Origin of the sequence: Megasphaera massiliensis, assembly GCF_036305205.1 — a bacterium.
Taxonomy (GTDB): domain Bacteria; phylum Bacillota; class Negativicutes; order Veillonellales; family Megasphaeraceae; genus Megasphaera; species Megasphaera massiliensis.
In genome coordinates this window covers 1-18,165 of sequence record NZ_JAXIXE010000035.1, presented here as the reverse complement: position 1 = coordinate 18,165, position 18,165 = coordinate 1, and the positions used below count along the sequence as shown (strand labels likewise).

Sequence of the window (18,165 nt, the reverse complement as noted above, 5' to 3'; positions counted from 1 at the left end):
AACTAATCTTCGAGCCGCTGCGGATAAAAGGGCTGAAGTTCCATATCCTGAACGGTTTCTCCATCGGGAGCAAAGGTAATGATGCCCTTCACACAGTCTTCTTTTAGTACCATGGGAACCCAGGTCCGGTCGCCCTTCCACATCTCGTCGTACGGAAAGTCATGAGGTGCAAACCAGCGGGGCTCCATTTCTTCGCTTTCACAGACTGCCCCCTGCCAGTGGCGCAGGATGTAGACGTAGCCGATATGATCCAGTTCAGGTGCAGCACTAAAATGGAAGTCCAGGAAGCCGACCAATTCAAAATCTCCTTCATCGGCCATTAAACCCGTTTCTTCCCGAAGTTCTCTTACAGCGCACTGCAAAAAAGTTTCTCCGCCTTCTATTTTACCGCCGAAACCGTTCCACTTACGGACGCCAAAGCCGCGTTTCTTTCGGCCTAACAAAACTTTCCCGTCCGATCGAACGGGAAAGCAAAGTGTCGTTGGACGCATAGTCCTTACCTCTTTTTATGGAAATATTCGTGCTCTTTCGAAAGCTCCTGCAAAATCGTTTCAATGGTCCAAGAAATGTTATTGGGTGTCAGCATGGCTTTTAAAGGTACGTTTTTCAAACGGCCTCGGCGAATGCTGTCCAAGAGGAGATTGACGACTTTATTGTCGAAACCACAGAGAATGAGGGCTTCTTTCGTAACCGGCGGCAGGTTTTCATCTTCATTCATCTTTTCATGAACTCTCGCTTCTTCCGTGTCCTGTCTCATCGCAGAGATTTCGGCGATTTCTTCATCGGTCAGCCCCAGCACTTTGCCGACGGTTTCTCCCTTTTCTTCATCCGTTACGGCCTTGATTTTCGATTTCGTAAGCAAGGCCAACAGTTTAACTTGTTCCAGTCTTTCCGGGGTGAAATTTACGGCTAACATCATACGATACGGCATAGTATCACTCCTTTTCCAGAAAATGGCGCCCTTTCCGGAACCTCCGGATGAGCATATACAAAAAGGAGCTGTCTCAGGACAGCTCCTTCTCATTCATACGTTTATACTAACTCGATGATTACCATCGGAGCAGCATCGCCCTGACGAACGCCAGTCTTAATGATGCGAGTATAACCGCCCTGACGGTCGGTGTATTTCGGTGCAATTTCGTCAAACAGTTTTTTGACAACATCTTCATCCATCATGTATGCCAAAACCTGACGGCGAGCGTGGAGATCACCGCGTTTTGCGAGGGTAAGCATCTTATCAGCGACTTTGCGAAGTTCTTTTGCCTTTGCTTCCGTCGTTTCAATGCGTTCATGCTGGAATAAAGAGGTGACAATGCTGCGCAGCAATGCTTTACGTGCGGAGCTGTCTCGTCCCAACTTTCTATAAGCCATTGTTCATCCTCCTCGAACTATTCTTCATTACTCGATTTTAAGTAGTAGTTGTGCATTTCTAACTTTTCAATAATTTCATCGACAGATTTCTTGCCGAGATTGCGAATCTTCGACAAGTCATCTTCCGTCCGTTCGGTGAGATCGCCAATGGTGTAAATATTTGCACGTTTCAGGCAATTCGAAGCGCGGACAGACAGGTCAAGAATTTCAATCTTGATTTTGCCCTTATCGGGTTCGGTCGATTCTTCCACGGGTTCGCCATCGTCGTCAGTGAAGATAGCTTTTTCATCGTTTACCTTTGCATCGGTAGCGATGTTCTGGAAGTAGTTTAAGTAGCTGATCATAATCGATGCAGCCTTAGCAACGGCATTTTCAGTCGTGATGCTGCCATCTGTCGTTACTTCAAGGGTCAACGAATCATAGTCCATTTCGTTGCCTACCCGGATATTGCCAACGCTGTAGTTCGTGCGCACAATGGGAGAGAAGATGGAATCGATGGGAATAACGCCGATCATATCCGTTTCTTTCTTGTTCTGCGTGGACGGAACATAGCCCTTACCGCGTTCGATATGGCACTGCATGTGGATGTCAGCTTCCGTATCGAGGGTTGCGATATGGAGATCCGGGTTTAAAATTTCAATGTCTGAGTTTACGTTAAGATCGTTTGCAGTGAATTCACATTCACCAGAGATATCGATAGTGATGTCAACTTCATCTACATCATCATCCAGGAATTTAATCCGAACCTGCTTGAGGTTAAGGATGATTTCCGAAACGTCTTCCCGAACACCGGGAATAGTCGAAAATTCATGAAGAACACCATCGATTTTAATCGAAGTGATTGCTACGCCATCCAGTGATGCCAGGAGGACACGCCGCAAACTATTACCCAATGTGATTCCGTAACCCCGATCCAGAGGTTCGCATACGAATTTTCCATAGGTACCGCCGTCGTTGACTTCGACGGTTTTAACTTTAAATTTGTTATCTTCGCTCATCAGGAAAATCCTCCTATTTCAGAATCAAAACACCTTGGTTAATCATCGATTATACGCGTCTCCGTTTAGGCGGACGGCAACCGTTATGCGGAATAGGCGTTACGTCTTTGATGGAGTTTACTTCGAGACCAGCTGCCTGCAATGCGCGGATAGCAGCTTCACGACCCGAGCCCGGACCTTTTACGAAGACTTCTACCTGACGAAGGCCATGTTCCATAGCTGCTTTTGCAGCCTGTTCAGCAGCCATCTGTGCAGCAAACGGAGTGCTCTTACGGGAACCGCGGAAACCGAGGCCGCCGGCACTTGCCCAAGACAGTGCATTGCCTTTTGTATCACTAATCGTAACGATTGTATTGTTGAATGTAGAACGAATATGAGCTGCACCCGATTCTACATGTTTCTTTTCTTTTCTTTTATTGCTTCTGACATTCTTAGCCAAAATCGTTTCCCTCCTTACTTAAAGAATCTTATTTCTTCTTACCTGCTACAGCTTTTCTCGGACCTTTACGCGTACGTGCATTGGTCTTGGTGCGCTGACCGCGAACGGGAAGACCTGCGCGATGACGTTTGCCGCGATACGAATTAACTTCGATCAGGCGTTTGATGTTGAGTGCTGTGTCGCGGCGAAGATCGCCTTCAACTTTATAATCAGAACCGATGACTTCACGAATTTTCTGTACTTCGTCTTCCGTCAAATCGCGAACGCGGGTATCCGGGTTTACGCCAGTCTTCGCCAGAATCTGCTGGGAAGAAGAAAGACCAATACCTAAAATGTAAGTCAAACCAATTTCAACTCGTTTATCACGTGGTAAATCCACACCGGCTATACGTGCCATCTATTCATTCACCTCCTGCTTATTAACCCTGTTTCTGTTTATGTTTCGGATTTTCGCAAATGACCATGACACGGCCTTTACGTTTAATGATTTTGCATTTTTCGCAAATCTTCTTTACTGACGGTTTTACCTTCATTATTAACCTCCTGCGTAATACTCTTACTTAAAGCGGTATGTAATGCGACCGCGATTCAGATCATACGGTGTCAATTCAAGTGTGACCCGGTCGCCCGGAAGGATACGAATGAAATTCATACGCATTTTACCGGAGACATGAGCCAACACGATGTGTTCATTTTCAAGTTTGACTTTGAACATGGCGTTTGGTAAGGCTTCAACGACGACGCCTTCTACTTCAATGACATCTACCTTCGACATAGTAACCTCCCTGGTCAATTCTTCATAGCCCGGTTTAAGACGGACCGTATCCATTCATTGCTGATTCTCACGGGACCAGCGCTTCCTTCAGATACGCTCGTTCCCAATATCCGGAGATGCCGGCAGTTCTTTTTCTTCGGCTTATCCAGGTTGTACTTTCTACCGTCAGCAATCCATACGTAGGGATAAGCCAAACTGCCGACAACAACATACAAGCAGCCTTTATCCTTGCCTGCCAGGCATTCTACGACCGTGCAGACAGGTATCATCGGAGTTCGTTCCATCATTCATCCGGTAAGGTCAGAATTTCAGGGCCGTTTTCCGTAATCGCTACTGTATGTTCGAAGTGGGCTGCCGGTTTGCCGTCTTGTGTGACGACGGTCCAGCCGTTTTTCAACTGGCGGACCTTTTCCGTACCCATATTGATCATCGGTTCCAGAGCCAGGACCATGCCCGGTTCCAACAATTCGCCGTGACCGGGCATACCGTAATTCGGTACTTCCGGATCTTCGTGCATATCCGTGCCAATGCCGTGTCCGACGTAATCTCGGACGACGCTGTACCCAAAGGATTCAGCGTAGGCTTGGACGGCATGACCGATATCGCCAAGGTGATTGCCGGCTACAGCCTGTTCAATGCCCTTATAAAGGCATTCTTCAGTAACCTTCAGTAATTTGAGGGTTGCCGGGTTCACGTGGCCGACAGGAATCGTTACCGTCGAATCGCCATGGTAGCCATTTTTATTTACAACTAAATCAACGCTGATTATATCGCCATCTTTAAGCTTGCGATGGCCAGGAATCCCATGGACGACTTCTTCATTTACGCTGGCGCAAATAGTTGCCGGGAATCCATAATAGCCTTTACAGCTCGGAAAAGCGCCGCAACTGCGGATATAGTCTTCACAGCGCTGGTCGAGCTCACCCGTCGTAATGCCGGGCTTTGCCAGCTTCTTCATGAGAGCTAAGGCATTGGCCGTAATACGGCCAGCGTCGCGAATATATTCAATTTCCCGTTTTGATTTTAAGATGATCATGCTTATTTACTCTTTTCAAGACTAGCGATGATGTCTTTGTATACATCATCCATATTCTGTTCTCCATCAATTTCAATATAGAGATTGGAATTTTTATAGTAGTCAATGAGCGGTTTCGTCTGTGCAGCGTATACACTCAGACGCTTTTTGACGGTTTCAACTTTATCGTCGTCGCGCTGGTATAATTCACCGCCGCATTTATCGCAAACGTTCTTTACCTTGGACGGTTTGAATGTGACATGGTATGTCGTACCGCAAGAGCGGCAGATCTGACGGCCCGTCGTCCGCTTGATGAGTTCTTCATCGGGAACGGCGATGTTGATGACGCCATCGAGTTTGATGCCGAGATCCCGAAGGATGGCATCGAGGGATACAGCCTGGCTGGTCGTACGCGGGAAGCCGTCGAGGATAAAGCCTTTTTTGCAGTCGTCTTTAGAAAGACGTTCCTTGACAATTCCTACGGTAACAGCATCGGGTACGAGCTGGCCGTTGTCCATATACTTTTTGGCTTCAAGACCGAGCGGAGTCTGTTCTTTTACAGCTGCCCGGAACATATCGCCTGTCGAAATCTGGGGAATACCATATTTATCAATCAATCGTTCAGCCTGGGTACCTTTACCGGCGCCCGGAGGGCCCATTAAAAGAATATACACTCAAACTACCCCCTTATTATTTCATAAATCCTTGATATTGTCTATTCAAAACTAAGGATTCTGCCTGCTTCATCGTATCGATGGCAACACCGACGACGATGAGGATGGCTGTACCGCCGAAGTAAACCCCTTCAATGCCAGTAATCCAACCGATAAAGTTCGGCAGGATGGCGATGAATGCTAAGAAGAAGGCACCGGCGAGGGTAATTCTCGTCATGATGCGATCGATATACAGGGCAGTCGGCTGACCCGGACGGATGCCCGGAATGAAGCCGCCATACTTCTGCATATTTTCCGTAAGCTGAGGGATGTTCAGCGAAATAGCCGTGTAGAAATATGTGAAGAACATAATCAGAACGGCGTACATGACCGTATTGGTAACGGTGCCCCATGCAAAGTAGCTGGCAATCCATTGGACTGTGTCATTCTGTACGAACTGTGCGATCGTAATCGGGAACATCAGTACAGACGATGCAAAGATGATGGGGATAACGCCGGCCTGGTTGACTTTCAGCGGAATGTGTGTCGAGTGGCCGCCATACATCTTACGACCGACAATGCGTTTTGCATATTGTACCGCAACGCGCCGCTGTCCCTGCGTAACTTCGATGACCACAATGATCATGAACAAAGCGATAACGACAAAAAGTAAGGCCTGGAAGATATTAATCGAACCGGCCTGAATATACTGATAAATCGTCATGACGCCTTGGGGGAAACGCGCTACGATACCGGCGAAGATGATCAGCGAAATGCCGTTGCCGATGCCGCCGGCTGTGATCTGGTCACCGAGCCACATGAGGAAACAAGTCCCTGCCGTAAGAATCAGTGATACCATGACGACCATAGCCCAGCTGTCGACGATGAGCGCACCGTTGACTTTCAGTGCATAGCTCATGGCAAAGGCCTGAATCAATGCCAGGACAACCGTACCGTACCGCGTGACCTTTTGGATCTTATCGCGGCCTTCTTGATTATCCTTGGCCCATTGTTCAAACGTTGGAACGACGGCGGTCAGCAGCTGCATGATAATCGACGCGTTGATGTACGGCGTGATGCTCATGGCCAGGATGGAGAACTTACTCAGTGCCCCACCGGCAAACAAGTCGAGTAATCCGAACAAGTTGCCGCTGCTGAAGAGGTTTTCAATGACCGACGAGTCGACACCCGGTACGGGGATGTGTACACCCAGTCTGAAAACGACGAACATAATAAGAGTGAAGACCGCCCGTTTCCGGAATTCCGGAACGTTAAGTACGTTTTGGATGTTCTCTAACATCGCAAATCACCCCTACTGTTCTGCTACCGGTTCTTCTCCCGGTACTACAACCTTACCACCTGCAGCTTCAATCTTTTCTTTAGCAGATTTCGTGAAACCATTGGCTACGACGGTCAGTTTCTTTTCGAGTTCGCCATTGCCGAGGATGCGGATGCCGTCGCGGACATTCTTAACGATGCCAGCTTCGACTAAAGCAACGGGATCGACAGTCGTGCCGTCTTCAAAGCGGTTGAGTACAGAAACATTAACTTCTGCATATTCTTTACCCCAAATGTTGGTGAAACCACGTTTCGGGAGCAAACGATACAGCGGCATCTGGCCACCTTCGAAGCCCGGGCGCTTACCGCCACCGCTACGAGAAAGCTGACCTTTCATACCTTTACCGGCCGTTTTGCCGTTACCGGAACCGATACCACGGCCGACGCGGTTACGTTTTTTCTTGGAACCAGGAACAATACTCATTTCATGAAGTTTCAATTCAGCGCACCTCCTTCTATATTAAATTTCTTCTACTTTTACCAAGTGTTCTACTTTATGAAGCATCCCTTTGATCTGGGGGGTTACTTCTTTTACTACGCTGGAGTTCGTCTTGTGGAGACCGAGGGCAACGATGGTTGCGCGCTGATCGCCAGGACGGCCAGCCAAACTCTTTACGAGTGTAACTTTAACCTGAGCCATCTTGTTATATCCTCCTTATTAACCGTAAATTTCTTCTACAGTTTTGCCACGGAGTTCAGCAACTTTATTGACATCCTTCAAGCTGCTCAAACCTTCGAGCGTAGCCTGAACCATGTTGTTCGGGTTGGAAGAACCGATCGATTTGGTGAGGATGTTGCGGACGCCAGCCAGTTCCAATACGGCACGAACCGGGCCGCCGGCAATGACGCCAGTACCTTCAGCAGCCGGTTTCAGGAATACCTGGCCTGCGCCGAAAATACCCGTAACTTTATGGGGAATGGAACCGTTTTTCAACGGAACGGAAATCATATGTTTCTTAGCGTCTTCGACGCCTTTACGGATTGCTTCAGGAACTTCACCGGCTTTACCTAAACCTGCGCCAACACGGCCATTGCCGTCACCGACAACAACGAGGGCACTGAAGGAAAAACGACGGCCGCCTTTAACTACCTTAGCAACACGGTTGATGAATACTACATTTTCCTGTAATTCGAGACCTGCATGGTCAACTTTTGCCATGTGTTATTTCCTCCTTGATTAGAATTTCAAGCCAGCTTCACGAGCTGCTTCAGCGAGAGCTGCAACACGGCCGTGATAGATGTAACCGCCACGGTCGAAAACGACAGTCGTAATACCTTTTTCAACAGCTCGTTTAGCAACCAAAGCACCTACCAATTTTGCGCCTTCAGCGTTGCCGCCGGTGACGTTCTGATCTTTCAGTTCTTTGTCCAAAGAGCTTGCTGCAACCAAGGTTACGCCGTTTACGTCGTCGATGACCTGGGCATAAATATTGTTAAGGCTGCGGAAAACGTTGAGACGCGGACGTTCTGCCGTGCCGTTGATGTTCTTGCGTAAACGCCAATGCCGTTTCAAACGGATTGTGTTTTTACTCTTATTCAAGGAATTCACTCCTTTCTAATTAAATCTTATTTCTTAGTACCAGCTTTACCGGCTTTACGACGGACATGTTCGCCAACATAACGGATACCTTTGCCCTTATACGGTTCAGGGAGACGGTAGCCGCGAACTTTAGCAGCGAATTCACCGACAACTTCGTTGTCTGCACCGGAAATGTGGATCTGCGTAGCACTCGGGCATTCGATGGTAACACCGGCCGGGGCGTCGAGTTCGAGGGGATGGGAGAAACCAAGAGTCAAGGCAAGTTTCTTACCTTTCATCTGTGCTCTGTAACCAACACCGACGATTTCCAATTCCTTTTTGAAGCCTTCCGAAACACCTTTAACCATGTTGGCTACGAGTGCGCGGGTGAGGCCGTGCAGTGCACGGTGATTTTTATCGTCAGACGGACGTTCTACAGTGATAACGTTGTCATTAATTGTGACTTTCATATCCTGGTGAAGCGTACGTGTGAGTTCGCCTTTCGGGCCTTTTACGGTAATTACGTGGCCATCGAGGTTTACATTTACGCCTGCCGGAATATCAATAGGCATTCTACCTACTCGGGACATATTGACACCTCCAAAATTTACCAGACGTAAGCGAGAACTTCGCCGCCCAAGCCGAGTTTACGAGCCTGTTTGTCGCTCATAACACCTTGAGACGTAGAAATTACAGCGATCCCCAAACCACCGAGAACGCGCGGGAGTTCTTCTTTGCCAGCGTATACGCGCAGGCCCGGTTTGGAAATTCTCTTGATGCCGGTAATTACTTTTTCTTTATTAGAACCATATTTCAACGTAACTTTCAGCGTTTTGCCTTCGTTTACGGATTCGTAGTTTTTGACGAAACCTTCTTCTTTGAGGATGTCGAGCATTGCTGCTTTAATCTTCGAAGCAGGGATTTCTACTTTTTCGTGATATGCCGAGTTAGCATTACGGATTCTTGTGAGCATATCCGCAATCGGATCGGTCATTGCCATAATCTAAAAACCTCCCTCCATGGAATACGTGTTACCAGCTGGCTTTTTTAACGCCAGGGATCTGACCTTTATAAGCCAGTTCACGGAATGTGATGCGGCAGATGCCAAATTTACGCATATAACCGTGAGGACGGCCGGTTATTTTGCAGCGGTTGTGCAGACGAACCGGAGATGCGTTAGCCGGCAGCTGAGAAAGTGCTTCATAGTCGCCTTTTGCTTTGAGTTCAGCACGAAGCTTAGCGTATTTGGCAACCATTTTTTCACGTTTCTTTTCACGTTCAAGCATCGATTTCTTTGCCATGTATGTTATCCTCCTCTATTACTTTTCAAAAGGCATGCCCATCAGTTTCAACATGTCGCGACCTTCTTCGTCGGTCGCAGCCGTCGTAACGATGGTGATATCCATGCCGCGAGCTTTATCAACCTTATCATATTCGATTTCCGGGAAGATAAGCTGTTCCTTCAGGCCGAGGGTGTAGTTGCCGCGGCCGTCGAAGCCGGTTGCACTGACACCATGGAAGTCACGGACACGGGGAAGCGTCAAGTTCATCAATTTATCGAGGAACTCATACATGCGTTCGCCGCGAAGCGTAACTTTGCAGCCGAGGTTCATGCCTTCACGGATTTTGAAAGCTGCGATAGATTTCTTAGCTTTCGTGATGATCGGTTTCTGACCGGAAATGATGGTCATATCGCTAACAGCAGCATCCAAGGCTTTGGAGTTGGTAACAGCTTCGCCAACGGCCATGTTGATAACAACTTTGGTAACCTTCGGAATCTGCATTACATTTTTATAACTGTATTTTTCCTGTAAACCTTTCACAACTTCGGAAAGGTATTTGTCTTTTAATCTGGACACTCTCAAGGGCCTCCCTTCTTATTAGATAGCTTTACCGCTCTTTACGGCTGTACGAACTTTAGTGCCGTCGGCCTGCTGGACCATTTTGACACGAGTCGGTTTGCCGCTTTCAGGATCTACGAGCATTACGTTGGAAACATGGATAGCAGCTTCCTTGGTGATAATGCCGCCTTGAGGATTGTTCTGACTCGGTTTCGTGTGGCGCTTAACCTGGTTAAGGCCTTCAACTACGACGCGGTCTTTTTTCGGATACGTTGCGATGACCTTGCCTTTTTTGCCTTTTTCTTTACCGGCAATGACAATGACCGTATCGCCTGTTTTAACGTGCATTTTACCCATTGAGAACACCCCCTCCTTATAATACTTCCGGAGCCAAGGAGATAATCTTCATGAAATCTTTTTCACGCAGTTCTCTGGCAACGGGCCCAAAAATACGAGTACCTTTCGGACTTTTATCATTGTTGTTGATTACGACAGCGGCGTTTTCGTCGAAACGGATATAGGAACCGTCAGCACGGCGCAAACCCTTTTTAGAACGGACGATAACAGCTTTGACTACATCGCCCTTCTTGACAACGCCACCGGGTGATGCATCTTTAACAGATGCTGTAATGATATCACCAATGTTGCCATATTTACGATACGAGCCACCCATGACCTGGATGCACAAAATTTTCTTGGCACCAGTATTGTCGGCAACATTCAACATAGTTTCTTGCTGAATCATGGCTTAACCTCCTAATTAATGAAGCTTATTTAGCTTTTTCTACGATCGTCACGACTCTCCAGTGTTTCTGTTTGGACAGCGGACGGGTTTCTTCAATACGAACGACGTCGCCAATGTGGCATTCGTTGTTTTCATCGTGGGCTTTAAATTTAACCGTCGAGATGATCGGCTTTTTATACAGCTTATGCTGTGTCTTATATTCTACAGCAACGACAATTGTTTTGTCCATTTTATCGCTGACTACTTTACCTACGCGAATTTTACGTTCATTTCTTTCCATCTGTGCTTGTGACCTCCTTTTAGATTCCAATTATGGACGTTCTTACGCCTGCGCTTTCAGTTCTGCTTCACGCTGTACCGTTTTGATGCGAGCGATTGTCTTCTTAACTTCGCGGATACGCATTGGATTTTCTAATTGGCCGGTCGCATGTTGAAAACGGAGGTTAAACAATTCTTCTTTCAGGCTAACCACTTTTTCATCCATTTCGGCAGCGCTCAGCGCACGGATTTCTTTAACCTTCATTTTATTCACCACCTAATTCCTGACCTTTAACAACAAACTTCGTTTTAATCGGCAGCTTATGGCCAGCGAGACGCATTGCTTCACGAGCAACTTCTGCGCTTACGCCACCCATTTCAAAGAGTACGCGGCCCGGTTTTGCAACAGCAACCCAGTATTCCGGAGCACCTTTACCGGAACCCATACGAGTACCAGCCGGTTTTGCCGTAACCGGTTTGTCCGGGAAAATCTTGATCCAAACTTTACCGCCACGTTTGATGTAACGTGTCATAGCGATACGGGCAGCTTCGATCTGACGGTTCGTAATCCACGACGGTTCGAGAGCGACGAGACCATATTCACCATGAGCGACTTTATTACCACGATGTGCCTGGCCTTTCATACGGCCACGGAACTGTTTACGATATTTGACACGTTTTGGAATTAACATTACGCTTCACTCCCTTCGTGCTTTTTCGGAGCTTTTTTAGCTTCCGGGAGGATTTCACCTTTGTAAATCCAGCATTTAATGCCGATGCAGCCATACGTCGTATGAGCTTCAGCAAAGCCATAGTCGATGTCAGCGCGGAGCGTGTGCAAGGGAATAGAACCATCGCGGAGGCTTTCGCTGCGAGCGATTTCAGCACCGCCAAGACGGCCGGAGCACATGATTTTGATACCCTTAGCGCCCATACGCATCGTGCGGCCAACGCACTGTTTCATAGCGCGGCGGAAGCCGATACGGCGTTCGAGCTGGCTGGCAACGTTTTCAGCAACCAAGGTTGCATCCATTTCGGCCTGTTTGATTTCAGCAATGTTTACGTCGACAGTCTTCGTCGTGAAGGCTTTCAACGCTTTTTTAATATCTTCAATACCTGCGCCGCCACGGCCGATGACCATGCCCGGTTTAGCAGTATGGATAACCAATTTGATACGTTTTGCAGAGCGTTCGATTTCAATGCGGGAAACACCTGCAATGTATAACTGTTTCTTTAAGAATTCACGGATCTTAACGTCTTCATTTAAGAGTGCAGCGTAATCTTTTTCTGCATACCATTTTGCGTCCCATGGTTTGGAAACGCCGACGCGGAATCCATGGGCATTAACTTTCTGACCCACTACATTTCCCTCCTTATGCTTTTTCGTCAACAACAACCGTCAAATGACTGGAATGCTTGAGAATTTTGAAAGCCTGTCCACGGCTGCGCGGATGAATACGTTTCATCGTGGAATCCTGGTCAACAAAAATTTCAGAAATGAACAATTTTGCAACGTCCATATCGTTATTGTGTTCCGCATTAGCAACGGCACTGCGCAAAGTCTTTTCAACTACACGAGAACCCACTTTCGGAGTGAATTTCAAGATAGAGATAGCTTCGCCGACGTTTTTACCCCGAACCAAGTCAGCAACAATCCGAATTTTACGGGGAGCAATGCGAATGTGTTTCGTAACAGCTTTTACTGCCATTTATGTTACCCCCTTCTTATCTGGTTACTTTTTCGGCTTTAGCATGACCCTTGAATGTACGAGTCGGTGCAAATTCGCCCAATTTATGACCTACCATATCTTCCGTGATATAGACAGGTACATGTTTCCGGCCGTCGTGAACAGCAATCGTGTGGCCGACGAAGTTCGGCAGGATCATCGATGCACGGGACCAGGTTTTGATGACTTTCTTTTCGTTGGCTTCGTTCATAGCGTCGATTTTCTTCAAGAGATGATGTGCTACGAATGGGCCCTTTTTAATGGATCTGGACACTTAGTTATCTCCTTTCCTCAACACTTATTTACGTCTCTTCACAATAAACTTATTGGAAGCTTTTTTAGAGTCGCGAGTCTTGACGCCATAAGCAGGTTTACCCCAAGGAGTAACCGGGCGTTTACGACCAACAGGAGCCTTACCTTCACCACCGCCATGAGGATGATCGCACGGGTTCATGACGACACCACGGTTGCCCGGGCGAACGCCCAACCAGCGGGAACGGCCGGCTTTACCGATCGTGATGTTTTCATAATCCGTATTGCTTACGACACCGATGGTAGCGCGGCAGCGGATGTGTACCTGACGAAGTTCGCCCGACGGCAGACGAAGAAGTGCATAGTTGCCTTCTTTAGCCATGAGCTGTGCCGATTCACCGGCGGAACGAACCATCTGGCCGCCCTTGCCGATTTTCATTTCAACGTTGTGTACGAGGGTACCGAGGGGGATGTTCTGGAGCGGCAAAGCATTGCCAACCTTGATATCCGATTCGGGACCGCTGTAAACGACGTCGCCAACTTTAAGGCCGTTCGGAGCGATGATGTATTTCTTTTCGCCATCTGCATAGAACAGAAGGGCGATATTGGCAGAGCGGTTCGGATCGTATTCGATCGTCGCAACTTTTGCCGGGATGTTGTCTTTAATACGTTTGAAGTCGATCAAACGGTAACGGCGTTTGTGACCGCCGCCCTGATGACGGACAGTCATACGGCCGCTGTTATTACGACCGCCCTTATTGGTTACTTTGACCAATAAGGATTTTTCCGGTTTAGACGCCGTAATGTCTTCGAATGTCGAAACAGTCATGAAACGGCGGCTAGCGGAGTACGGTTTAAATGATTTAATGGCCATTGTAGTGCCTCCTCCTTATTCGTTAAATGCTTAAGCTCCTTCGAAGAATTCGATGGTTTCGCCTTCCTGAAGGGTTACGATGGCTTTTTTGTAATCCGGGCGCTTGCCGATGTATTTGCCCATGCGCTTGAATTTACCCATCGTGCGAAGTGTTGCTACGCTTTTAACTTTGACGCCGAAAATGGCTTCAACAGCTTTACGAATTTCAACTTTGTTAGCATGGAGCGGTACTTTAAATGTATATTTGCCATCAGACATCATCATCGTCGTTTTTTCGGTGATGACCGGTTTTAACAAGAGATCATGCATGTTCATTATGCGAGCACCTCCTCAATCTTAGCGACAGCGCTCTTCGTAACGAACAATTTCGTGTAGTGGAGCAGATCAAAGATGTTTACGCCAGTCGTAGAAATGGCTTTAACGCCTTTGATGTTGCGTGCGCAGCGTTCTACAACTTCATCGTTGTCGGTGATGAAAAGAACTTTTTCACCGGCGAATTTGAAGTTATTGATGAGCGTAACAACTTCTTTCGTTTTCGGAGCTGCGAGATTGATTTCGTCGAGGACGAACAATTCATTAGTATTGACTTTATCGCTCAAAGCGGATTTAACAGCCAGACGGCGAGCTTTACGAGGCATTTTCTGTTCGTAAGAGCGCGGATGGGGACCCCAAATGGTGCCGCCACCAACCCACAACGGGCTGCGGTTACTACCTACACGGGCCCGGCCGGTTCCTTTCTGTTTCCAAGGCTTTCTGCCACCGCCGCGAACGAGGCCGCGAGTTTTAGTGGAATGTGTGCCTAAGCGCTGGTTGGCGAGCTGACGGAGAACGGCCTGACGCATAACGGCTTCGTTCACTTCAACGCCAAATACGCTATCGTTCAATTCGATTTCACCGGTCTGTGCACCGGCAATATTATACGTGCTTACTTTTGGCATTATATTTTATCCTCCTTCCTGTAGACAACTATTAGCGGGGTTTTACGGTATCGCGAATCATAACCAAGCTGCCTTTAGCGCCCGGGATGCCGCCTTTAACCAAGATGAGGTTCTTATCCATATCGACTTTAACGATCGAAAGATGAAGAACGGTTGCCTGGTTGCCACCCATTTGTCCAGGAAGTTTTTTACCCTTGACGACTTTACCGCCGCCACCACTGGTCATAGGTCCGAGAGAACCGGGTTCACGATGAGATTTAGAGCCGTGACCCATCGGTCCGCGGTGGAAACCGTGACGTTTGATAGTACCTGCAAACCCTTTACCTTTGCTGGTGCCAATTACGTCGACGAGATCGCCGCTTGCGAAAATATCAGCTGCCAGAGTTTGGCCTGCCGTATATTCCGGCGTATCTGTCAAACGGAATTCGCGAAGATACTTAACAGGAGCAACGCCTGCTTTGTCGAATTGACCCTTAACGGGTTTCGTCAGATGTTTTTCTTTGATTTCACCATAGCCGAGCTGAATGGAGTTGTATCCGTCCGTATCAACGGTCTTGACGCGTACAACTACGTTCGGGGAAGCTTCGACGACGGTTACAGGGACGACTGCGCCTTCTTCGGTGAAGACCTGAGTCATACCTAATTTTTTACCCAAAATAGCTTTAGACATAATCGCACCTCCTCCTATAATTTGATTTCGATATCTACGCCAGCCGGCAGATCGAGACGGGTCAAGGCATCAACGGTTTTGTTCGATGCTTCGAGGATATCGATCAAGCGTTTGTGCGTACGGAGTTCGAACTGTTCACGAGAGTCTTTGTTAACATGGGGAGAACGAAGAATCGTGAAGATGTTCTTTTCTGTCGGAAGCGGAATCGGTCCGGATACCATTGCACCGGTACGTTTCGCCGTGTCGACGATTTTCGCCGCGCTCTGATCAAGCGTTTTGTGATCGTAAGCTTTAAGGCGAATACGAATTCTTTCCTGTTTTGCCATTACTTAATTCCTCCTAACGTCTATTTCGTTGAATAGACTGCTCCATAAGAGTTTCCCCGCGGTGCGGGCAACATCTTATATCATAGTTTAGCGCGTTTAGAGAGTATTTCCCTGTTGTCGCGTACCTACCTAGTTTACTACAAAAAGCGGCATGACGCAAGGATTTTTCAAGTCATTTCAAATTTTTTCTGACCGATTTAACATACATTACATGTCTCTCTATCATGCTAAAGAAAAAGACGAACTGCTACATAGTAACAGTTCGTCCTTATAACAGCAGAAGCAATCTGCTGCAGGTGTATTTTAGCCTTCGATTTCGGAAACAACGCCGGCACCAACGGTACGGCCGCCTTCACGAATAGCGAAGCGGAGACCAGCTTCGATAGCAATCGGAGTGATCAATTCGACGTCCATTTTGACGTTATCGCCAGGCATGCACATTTCAGTGCCTTCCGGAAGCTGGATGACGCCCGTTACGTCCGTTGTACGGAAGTAGAACTGCGGACGATAGCCATTGAAGAACGGCGTATGACGGCCGCCTTCGTCTTTCGTCAAGACATAGACCTGTGCTTTGAATTTCGTATGCGGATGAATCGTGCCCGGTTTTGCGAGAACCTGACCGCGTTCGATTTCTTTACGGTCAACGCCACGGAGCAGAGCACCGATGTTGTCGCCGGCTTCTGCGCTGTCGAGGATCTTACGGAACATTTCAACGCCCGTAACAACCGTATCTTTCGGTTTATCAGCAAGGCCTACGATTTCAACGTTATCGCCGACTTTCAATTCGCCACGTTCAACACGGCCCGTAGCAACAGTGCCGCGGCCGGTGATGGTGAAGACGTCTTCGACCGGCATCAAGAACGGCTGGTCCGTCGGACGCTGCGGGGTCGGGATATATTCGTCAACGGCATCCATCAATTTGAGGATAGACGGTTTGCCGATTTCACTTTCGTCGCCTTCGAGGGCTTTAAGAGCAGAGCCAACGATGATAGGTACATCGTCGCCGGGGAAATCATAGGAGCTGAGGAGATCGCGGACTTCCATTTCAACGAGTTCCAACAGTTCCGGATCATCAACCTGGTCAGCTTTGTTGAGGTATACAACGATAGCCGGTACACCGACCTGGCGAGCCAAGAGGATGTGTTCACGAGTCTGAGGCATCGGGCCGTCAGCAGCGGATACGACGAGGATAGCACCGTCCATCTGAGCAGCACCGGTGATCATGTTTTTAACATAGTCGGCATGGCCCGGGCAGTCAACGTGTGCATAGTGACGTTTGTCCGTTTCATATTCAACGTGTGCAGTGTTGATGGTAATACCGCGTTCACGTTCTTCCGGAGCTTTGTCGATGTCGGCATAGTCTTCGAATTTAGCGTAGCCTTTTTCAGCCAAAACTTTGGTGATAGCTGCCGTTAATGTCGTTTTGCCGTGGTCGACGTGACCAATCGTGCCGATGTTGACATGCGGTTTCGTTCTTTCAAAATGTTCTTTTGCCATGATAATTCCTCCTTTAAAAAACATCTATCACTTGCATTTTATCACATATCCATATTCTTTGCTAAAAAAAACAATAAATTAAGCAAAAAATATGTCTGCATATAGAAATAACCCCGTATATACGAGGTTATCAGTGTGGTGGCGGCTCGGAGATTCGAACTCTGGACACTGCGGGTATGAACCGCATGCTCTAGCCAACTGAGCTAAGCCGCCATGTGTGGAGCTATTGACCGGGATTGAACCGGTGACCTTATCCTTACCAAGGATACGCTCTACCGACTGAGCTACAACAGCTTGTATACAGGTCAAAGCCTTGTATGAAGTTGTTTCTTACTAAGACTAGTAAAAAAAATTTGGTAGCGGGGGCAGGACTTGAACCTACGACCTTCGGGTTATGAGCCCGACGAGCTACCAACTGCTCCACCCCGCGACATTGGTGGTGGGGGAAGGATTCGAACCTTCGAAGGCGAACGCCGGCAGATTTACAGTCTGCTCCCTTTAGCCACTCGGGAACCCCACCATTTTTTGGAGCCAACGATAGGACTTGAACCTACAACCTACTGATTACAAGTCAGTTGCTCTACCAATTGAGCTACGTTGGCTTATCGTTCCATAGAACATAGTCTATTATAACTAAGACTTGATGTTCTGTCAAGAACTTTCATCAGTTTCTTGTCCTTTTTCTTCGAAATCAAAAGTGTTTCCGACTTCTCGGAAGAACCGCTGACTTAATTAGTATACTACACCGTCTGGAATAATGCAAGTATTTTTTTATCTTTTTCTTTCCCGGTTGATTGTATAATGAATTCGGACATATAAAAAAAGACATAAACGGAGATCTCTGTTATGATAGATTCACCACAAAACACCATTAGGAGGTCTCCGCCATGTCTCATGTCCATTCTACCATATCTAAACGCTCTTTTAAA

Annotated in this window: 34 protein-coding genes and 5 tRNA genes; all 39 read right to left on the bottom strand. The window is 47.6% G+C overall.

Going from position 1 to position 18,165, the window contains the following annotated elements; all coding sequences use genetic code 11:
* Window positions 1–2: 2 nt before the first annotated feature.
* The 39 genes from UCI88_RS06695 to UCI88_RS06505 all read right to left on the bottom strand — a co-directional run bounded on the left by UCI88_RS06695 (window position 3) and on the right by UCI88_RS06505 (window position 17,838).
* Window positions 3–491: an 8-oxo-dGTP diphosphatase gene (locus UCI88_RS06695; RefSeq protein WP_044505148.1), complete on the bottom strand. Its 489-nt coding sequence runs from the start codon at window positions 489–491 to the stop codon at window positions 3–5.
* A gap of 5 nt (window positions 492–496) precedes the next feature.
* Window positions 497–919, bottom strand: a complete 423-nt coding sequence (locus UCI88_RS06690) for a DUF3783 domain-containing protein (RefSeq protein WP_044505230.1) — start codon at window positions 917–919, stop codon at window positions 497–499.
* A gap of 113 nt (window positions 920–1,032) precedes the next feature.
* Complete coding sequence (rplQ, locus tag UCI88_RS06685; protein ID WP_065360574.1) at window positions 1,033–1,371, bottom strand: 50S ribosomal protein L17; 339 nt, start codon at window positions 1,369–1,371, stop codon at window positions 1,033–1,035.
* Between the two features lie 17 nt (window positions 1,372–1,388).
* Complete coding sequence (locus tag UCI88_RS06680) at window positions 1,389–2,369, bottom strand: DNA-directed RNA polymerase subunit alpha (RefSeq protein WP_044505150.1); 981 nt, start codon at window positions 2,367–2,369, stop codon at window positions 1,389–1,391.
* 49 nt (window positions 2,370–2,418) lie between these two features.
* Window positions 2,419–2,808, bottom strand: coding sequence for a 30S ribosomal protein S11 (rpsK, locus tag UCI88_RS06675; protein WP_044505151.1), 390 nt, complete (start codon window positions 2,806–2,808; stop codon window positions 2,419–2,421).
* 28 nt (window positions 2,809–2,836) lie between these two features.
* The gene (rpsM, locus tag UCI88_RS06670) at window positions 2,837–3,205 is read right to left on the bottom strand and encodes a 30S ribosomal protein S13 (protein WP_062411232.1); all 369 of its coding nucleotides are present in this window, start codon (window positions 3,203–3,205) and stop codon (window positions 2,837–2,839) included.
* Between the two features lie 22 nt (window positions 3,206–3,227).
* Window positions 3,228–3,341: a 50S ribosomal protein L36 gene (gene rpmJ / locus UCI88_RS06665; RefSeq protein WP_007391661.1), complete on the bottom strand. Its 114-nt coding sequence runs from the start codon at window positions 3,339–3,341 to the stop codon at window positions 3,228–3,230.
* A gap of 23 nt (window positions 3,342–3,364) precedes the next feature.
* Window positions 3,365–3,583 (bottom strand): translation initiation factor IF-1, encoded by a 219-nt coding sequence (infA, locus tag UCI88_RS06660; protein ID WP_044505153.1) that lies wholly within the window; start codon window positions 3,581–3,583, stop codon window positions 3,365–3,367.
* A gap of 14 nt (window positions 3,584–3,597) precedes the next feature.
* On the bottom strand, window positions 3,598–3,870 hold the full coding sequence (locus UCI88_RS06655) for a KOW domain-containing RNA-binding protein (protein WP_225070094.1): 273 nt from the start codon (window positions 3,868–3,870) through the stop codon (window positions 3,598–3,600).
* The gene (gene map, locus UCI88_RS06650; protein ID WP_044505155.1) at window positions 3,867–4,619 is read right to left on the bottom strand and encodes a type I methionyl aminopeptidase; all 753 of its coding nucleotides are present in this window, start codon (window positions 4,617–4,619) and stop codon (window positions 3,867–3,869) included. Before map ends, UCI88_RS06655 begins: the two co-directional genes overlap by 4 nt.
* 2 nt (window positions 4,620–4,621) lie before the next feature.
* On the bottom strand, window positions 4,622–5,272 hold the full coding sequence (locus tag UCI88_RS06645) for an adenylate kinase (RefSeq protein ID WP_044505156.1): 651 nt from the start codon (window positions 5,270–5,272) through the stop codon (window positions 4,622–4,624).
* Between the two features lie 16 nt (window positions 5,273–5,288).
* Window positions 5,289–6,551: a preprotein translocase subunit SecY gene (secY, locus tag UCI88_RS06640; protein ID WP_044505157.1), complete on the bottom strand. Its 1,263-nt coding sequence runs from the start codon at window positions 6,549–6,551 to the stop codon at window positions 5,289–5,291.
* Between the two features lie 12 nt (window positions 6,552–6,563).
* Window positions 6,564–7,028, bottom strand: coding sequence for a 50S ribosomal protein L15 (rplO, locus tag UCI88_RS06635; protein ID WP_044505158.1), 465 nt, complete (start codon window positions 7,026–7,028; stop codon window positions 6,564–6,566).
* 21 nt (window positions 7,029–7,049) lie between these two features.
* Window positions 7,050–7,229 (bottom strand): 50S ribosomal protein L30, encoded by a 180-nt coding sequence (rpmD, locus tag UCI88_RS06630; protein WP_014015753.1) that lies wholly within the window; start codon window positions 7,227–7,229, stop codon window positions 7,050–7,052.
* An 18-nt stretch (window positions 7,230–7,247) separates the two neighbouring features.
* Window positions 7,248–7,748, bottom strand: coding sequence for a 30S ribosomal protein S5 (gene rpsE, locus UCI88_RS06625; RefSeq protein ID WP_044505159.1), 501 nt, complete (start codon window positions 7,746–7,748; stop codon window positions 7,248–7,250).
* Window positions 7,749–7,766: 18 nt separating this feature from the next.
* Window positions 7,767–8,129: a 50S ribosomal protein L18 gene (gene rplR, locus UCI88_RS06620; protein WP_081651747.1), complete on the bottom strand. Its 363-nt coding sequence runs from the start codon at window positions 8,127–8,129 to the stop codon at window positions 7,767–7,769.
* Window positions 8,130–8,155: 26 nt separating this feature from the next.
* Window positions 8,156–8,698: a 50S ribosomal protein L6 gene (gene rplF, locus UCI88_RS06615; RefSeq protein ID WP_044505161.1), complete on the bottom strand. Its 543-nt coding sequence runs from the start codon at window positions 8,696–8,698 to the stop codon at window positions 8,156–8,158.
* 17 nt (window positions 8,699–8,715) lie between these two features.
* Complete coding sequence (gene rpsH, locus UCI88_RS06610; protein ID WP_044505162.1) at window positions 8,716–9,108, bottom strand: 30S ribosomal protein S8; 393 nt, start codon at window positions 9,106–9,108, stop codon at window positions 8,716–8,718.
* A 31-nt stretch (window positions 9,109–9,139) separates the two neighbouring features.
* Window positions 9,140–9,409 (bottom strand): 30S ribosomal protein S14, encoded by a 270-nt coding sequence (gene rpsN, locus UCI88_RS06605; RefSeq protein WP_044505163.1) that lies wholly within the window; start codon window positions 9,407–9,409, stop codon window positions 9,140–9,142.
* An 18-nt stretch (window positions 9,410–9,427) separates the two neighbouring features.
* Entirely contained in the window at window positions 9,428–9,967 is a 540-nt protein-coding gene (rplE, locus tag UCI88_RS06600) for a 50S ribosomal protein L5 (RefSeq protein ID WP_044505164.1), read from the bottom strand.
* A 21-nt stretch (window positions 9,968–9,988) separates the two neighbouring features.
* Window positions 9,989–10,306 (bottom strand): 50S ribosomal protein L24, encoded by a 318-nt coding sequence (gene rplX / locus UCI88_RS06595; protein WP_044505165.1) that lies wholly within the window; start codon window positions 10,304–10,306, stop codon window positions 9,989–9,991.
* Between the two features lie 16 nt (window positions 10,307–10,322).
* Window positions 10,323–10,694, bottom strand: a complete 372-nt coding sequence (gene rplN, locus UCI88_RS06590; protein ID WP_044505166.1) for a 50S ribosomal protein L14 — start codon at window positions 10,692–10,694, stop codon at window positions 10,323–10,325.
* A 25-nt stretch (window positions 10,695–10,719) separates the two neighbouring features.
* The gene (gene rpsQ / locus UCI88_RS06585; RefSeq protein ID WP_044505167.1) at window positions 10,720–10,974 is read right to left on the bottom strand and encodes a 30S ribosomal protein S17; all 255 of its coding nucleotides are present in this window, start codon (window positions 10,972–10,974) and stop codon (window positions 10,720–10,722) included.
* Between the two features lie 42 nt (window positions 10,975–11,016).
* Window positions 11,017–11,217 carry a 50S ribosomal protein L29 gene (gene rpmC / locus UCI88_RS06580; RefSeq protein WP_014015743.1) on the bottom strand — a complete coding sequence of 67 codons (201 nt, stop codon included), beginning with the start codon at window positions 11,215–11,217 and terminating at the stop codon, window positions 11,017–11,019.
* A gap of 1 nt (window position 11,218) precedes the next feature.
* Window positions 11,219–11,644: a 50S ribosomal protein L16 gene (rplP, locus tag UCI88_RS06575; protein ID WP_044505168.1), complete on the bottom strand. Its 426-nt coding sequence runs from the start codon at window positions 11,642–11,644 to the stop codon at window positions 11,219–11,221.
* Window positions 11,644–12,312 carry a 30S ribosomal protein S3 gene (rpsC, locus tag UCI88_RS06570; RefSeq protein ID WP_044505169.1) on the bottom strand — a complete coding sequence of 223 codons (669 nt, stop codon included), beginning with the start codon at window positions 12,310–12,312 and terminating at the stop codon, window positions 11,644–11,646. The genes rplP and rpsC overlap by 1 nt, the downstream gene beginning before the upstream one ends.
* Before the next feature lie 13 nt (window positions 12,313–12,325).
* Window positions 12,326–12,661, bottom strand: a complete 336-nt coding sequence (gene rplV / locus UCI88_RS06565) for a 50S ribosomal protein L22 (RefSeq protein WP_044505170.1) — start codon at window positions 12,659–12,661, stop codon at window positions 12,326–12,328.
* 16 nt (window positions 12,662–12,677) lie between these two features.
* Window positions 12,678–12,953: a 30S ribosomal protein S19 gene (gene rpsS / locus UCI88_RS06560; RefSeq protein ID WP_044505171.1), complete on the bottom strand. Its 276-nt coding sequence runs from the start codon at window positions 12,951–12,953 to the stop codon at window positions 12,678–12,680.
* 24 nt (window positions 12,954–12,977) lie between these two features.
* Entirely contained in the window at window positions 12,978–13,805 is an 828-nt protein-coding gene (gene rplB / locus UCI88_RS06555; RefSeq protein WP_044505172.1) for a 50S ribosomal protein L2, read from the bottom strand.
* A gap of 30 nt (window positions 13,806–13,835) precedes the next feature.
* Entirely contained in the window at window positions 13,836–14,120 is a 285-nt protein-coding gene (gene rplW, locus UCI88_RS06550; protein WP_044505173.1) for a 50S ribosomal protein L23, read from the bottom strand.
* Window positions 14,120–14,743, bottom strand: coding sequence for a 50S ribosomal protein L4 (gene rplD / locus UCI88_RS06545; RefSeq protein WP_062411226.1), 624 nt, complete (start codon window positions 14,741–14,743; stop codon window positions 14,120–14,122). Before rplD ends, rplW begins: the two co-directional genes overlap by 1 nt.
* 31 nt (window positions 14,744–14,774) lie before the next feature.
* Window positions 14,775–15,413, bottom strand: coding sequence for a 50S ribosomal protein L3 (gene rplC, locus UCI88_RS06540; RefSeq protein WP_044505175.1), 639 nt, complete (start codon window positions 15,411–15,413; stop codon window positions 14,775–14,777).
* A gap of 14 nt (window positions 15,414–15,427) precedes the next feature.
* Window positions 15,428–15,739: a 30S ribosomal protein S10 gene (gene rpsJ, locus UCI88_RS06535; RefSeq protein ID WP_014015734.1), complete on the bottom strand. Its 312-nt coding sequence runs from the start codon at window positions 15,737–15,739 to the stop codon at window positions 15,428–15,430.
* 303 nt (window positions 15,740–16,042) lie between these two features.
* The gene (tuf, locus tag UCI88_RS06530; protein WP_065360380.1) at window positions 16,043–17,236 is read right to left on the bottom strand and encodes an elongation factor Tu; all 1,194 of its coding nucleotides are present in this window, start codon (window positions 17,234–17,236) and stop codon (window positions 16,043–16,045) included.
* A gap of 136 nt (window positions 17,237–17,372) precedes the next feature.
* Window positions 17,373–17,449: transfer RNA gene (locus UCI88_RS06525), tRNA-Met, on the bottom strand.
* Window positions 17,450–17,454: 5 nt separating this feature from the next.
* Window positions 17,455–17,530 (bottom strand) — tRNA-Thr (locus tag UCI88_RS06520).
* Between the two features lie 60 nt (window positions 17,531–17,590).
* Window positions 17,591–17,666, bottom strand: a tRNA-Met gene (locus UCI88_RS06515).
* 4 nt (window positions 17,667–17,670) lie between these two features.
* Window positions 17,671–17,756: transfer RNA gene (locus UCI88_RS06510), tRNA-Tyr, on the bottom strand.
* Window positions 17,757–17,762: 6 nt separating this feature from the next.
* Window positions 17,763–17,838 (bottom strand) — tRNA-Thr (locus tag UCI88_RS06505).
* Window positions 17,839–18,165 lie beyond the last annotated feature (327 nt).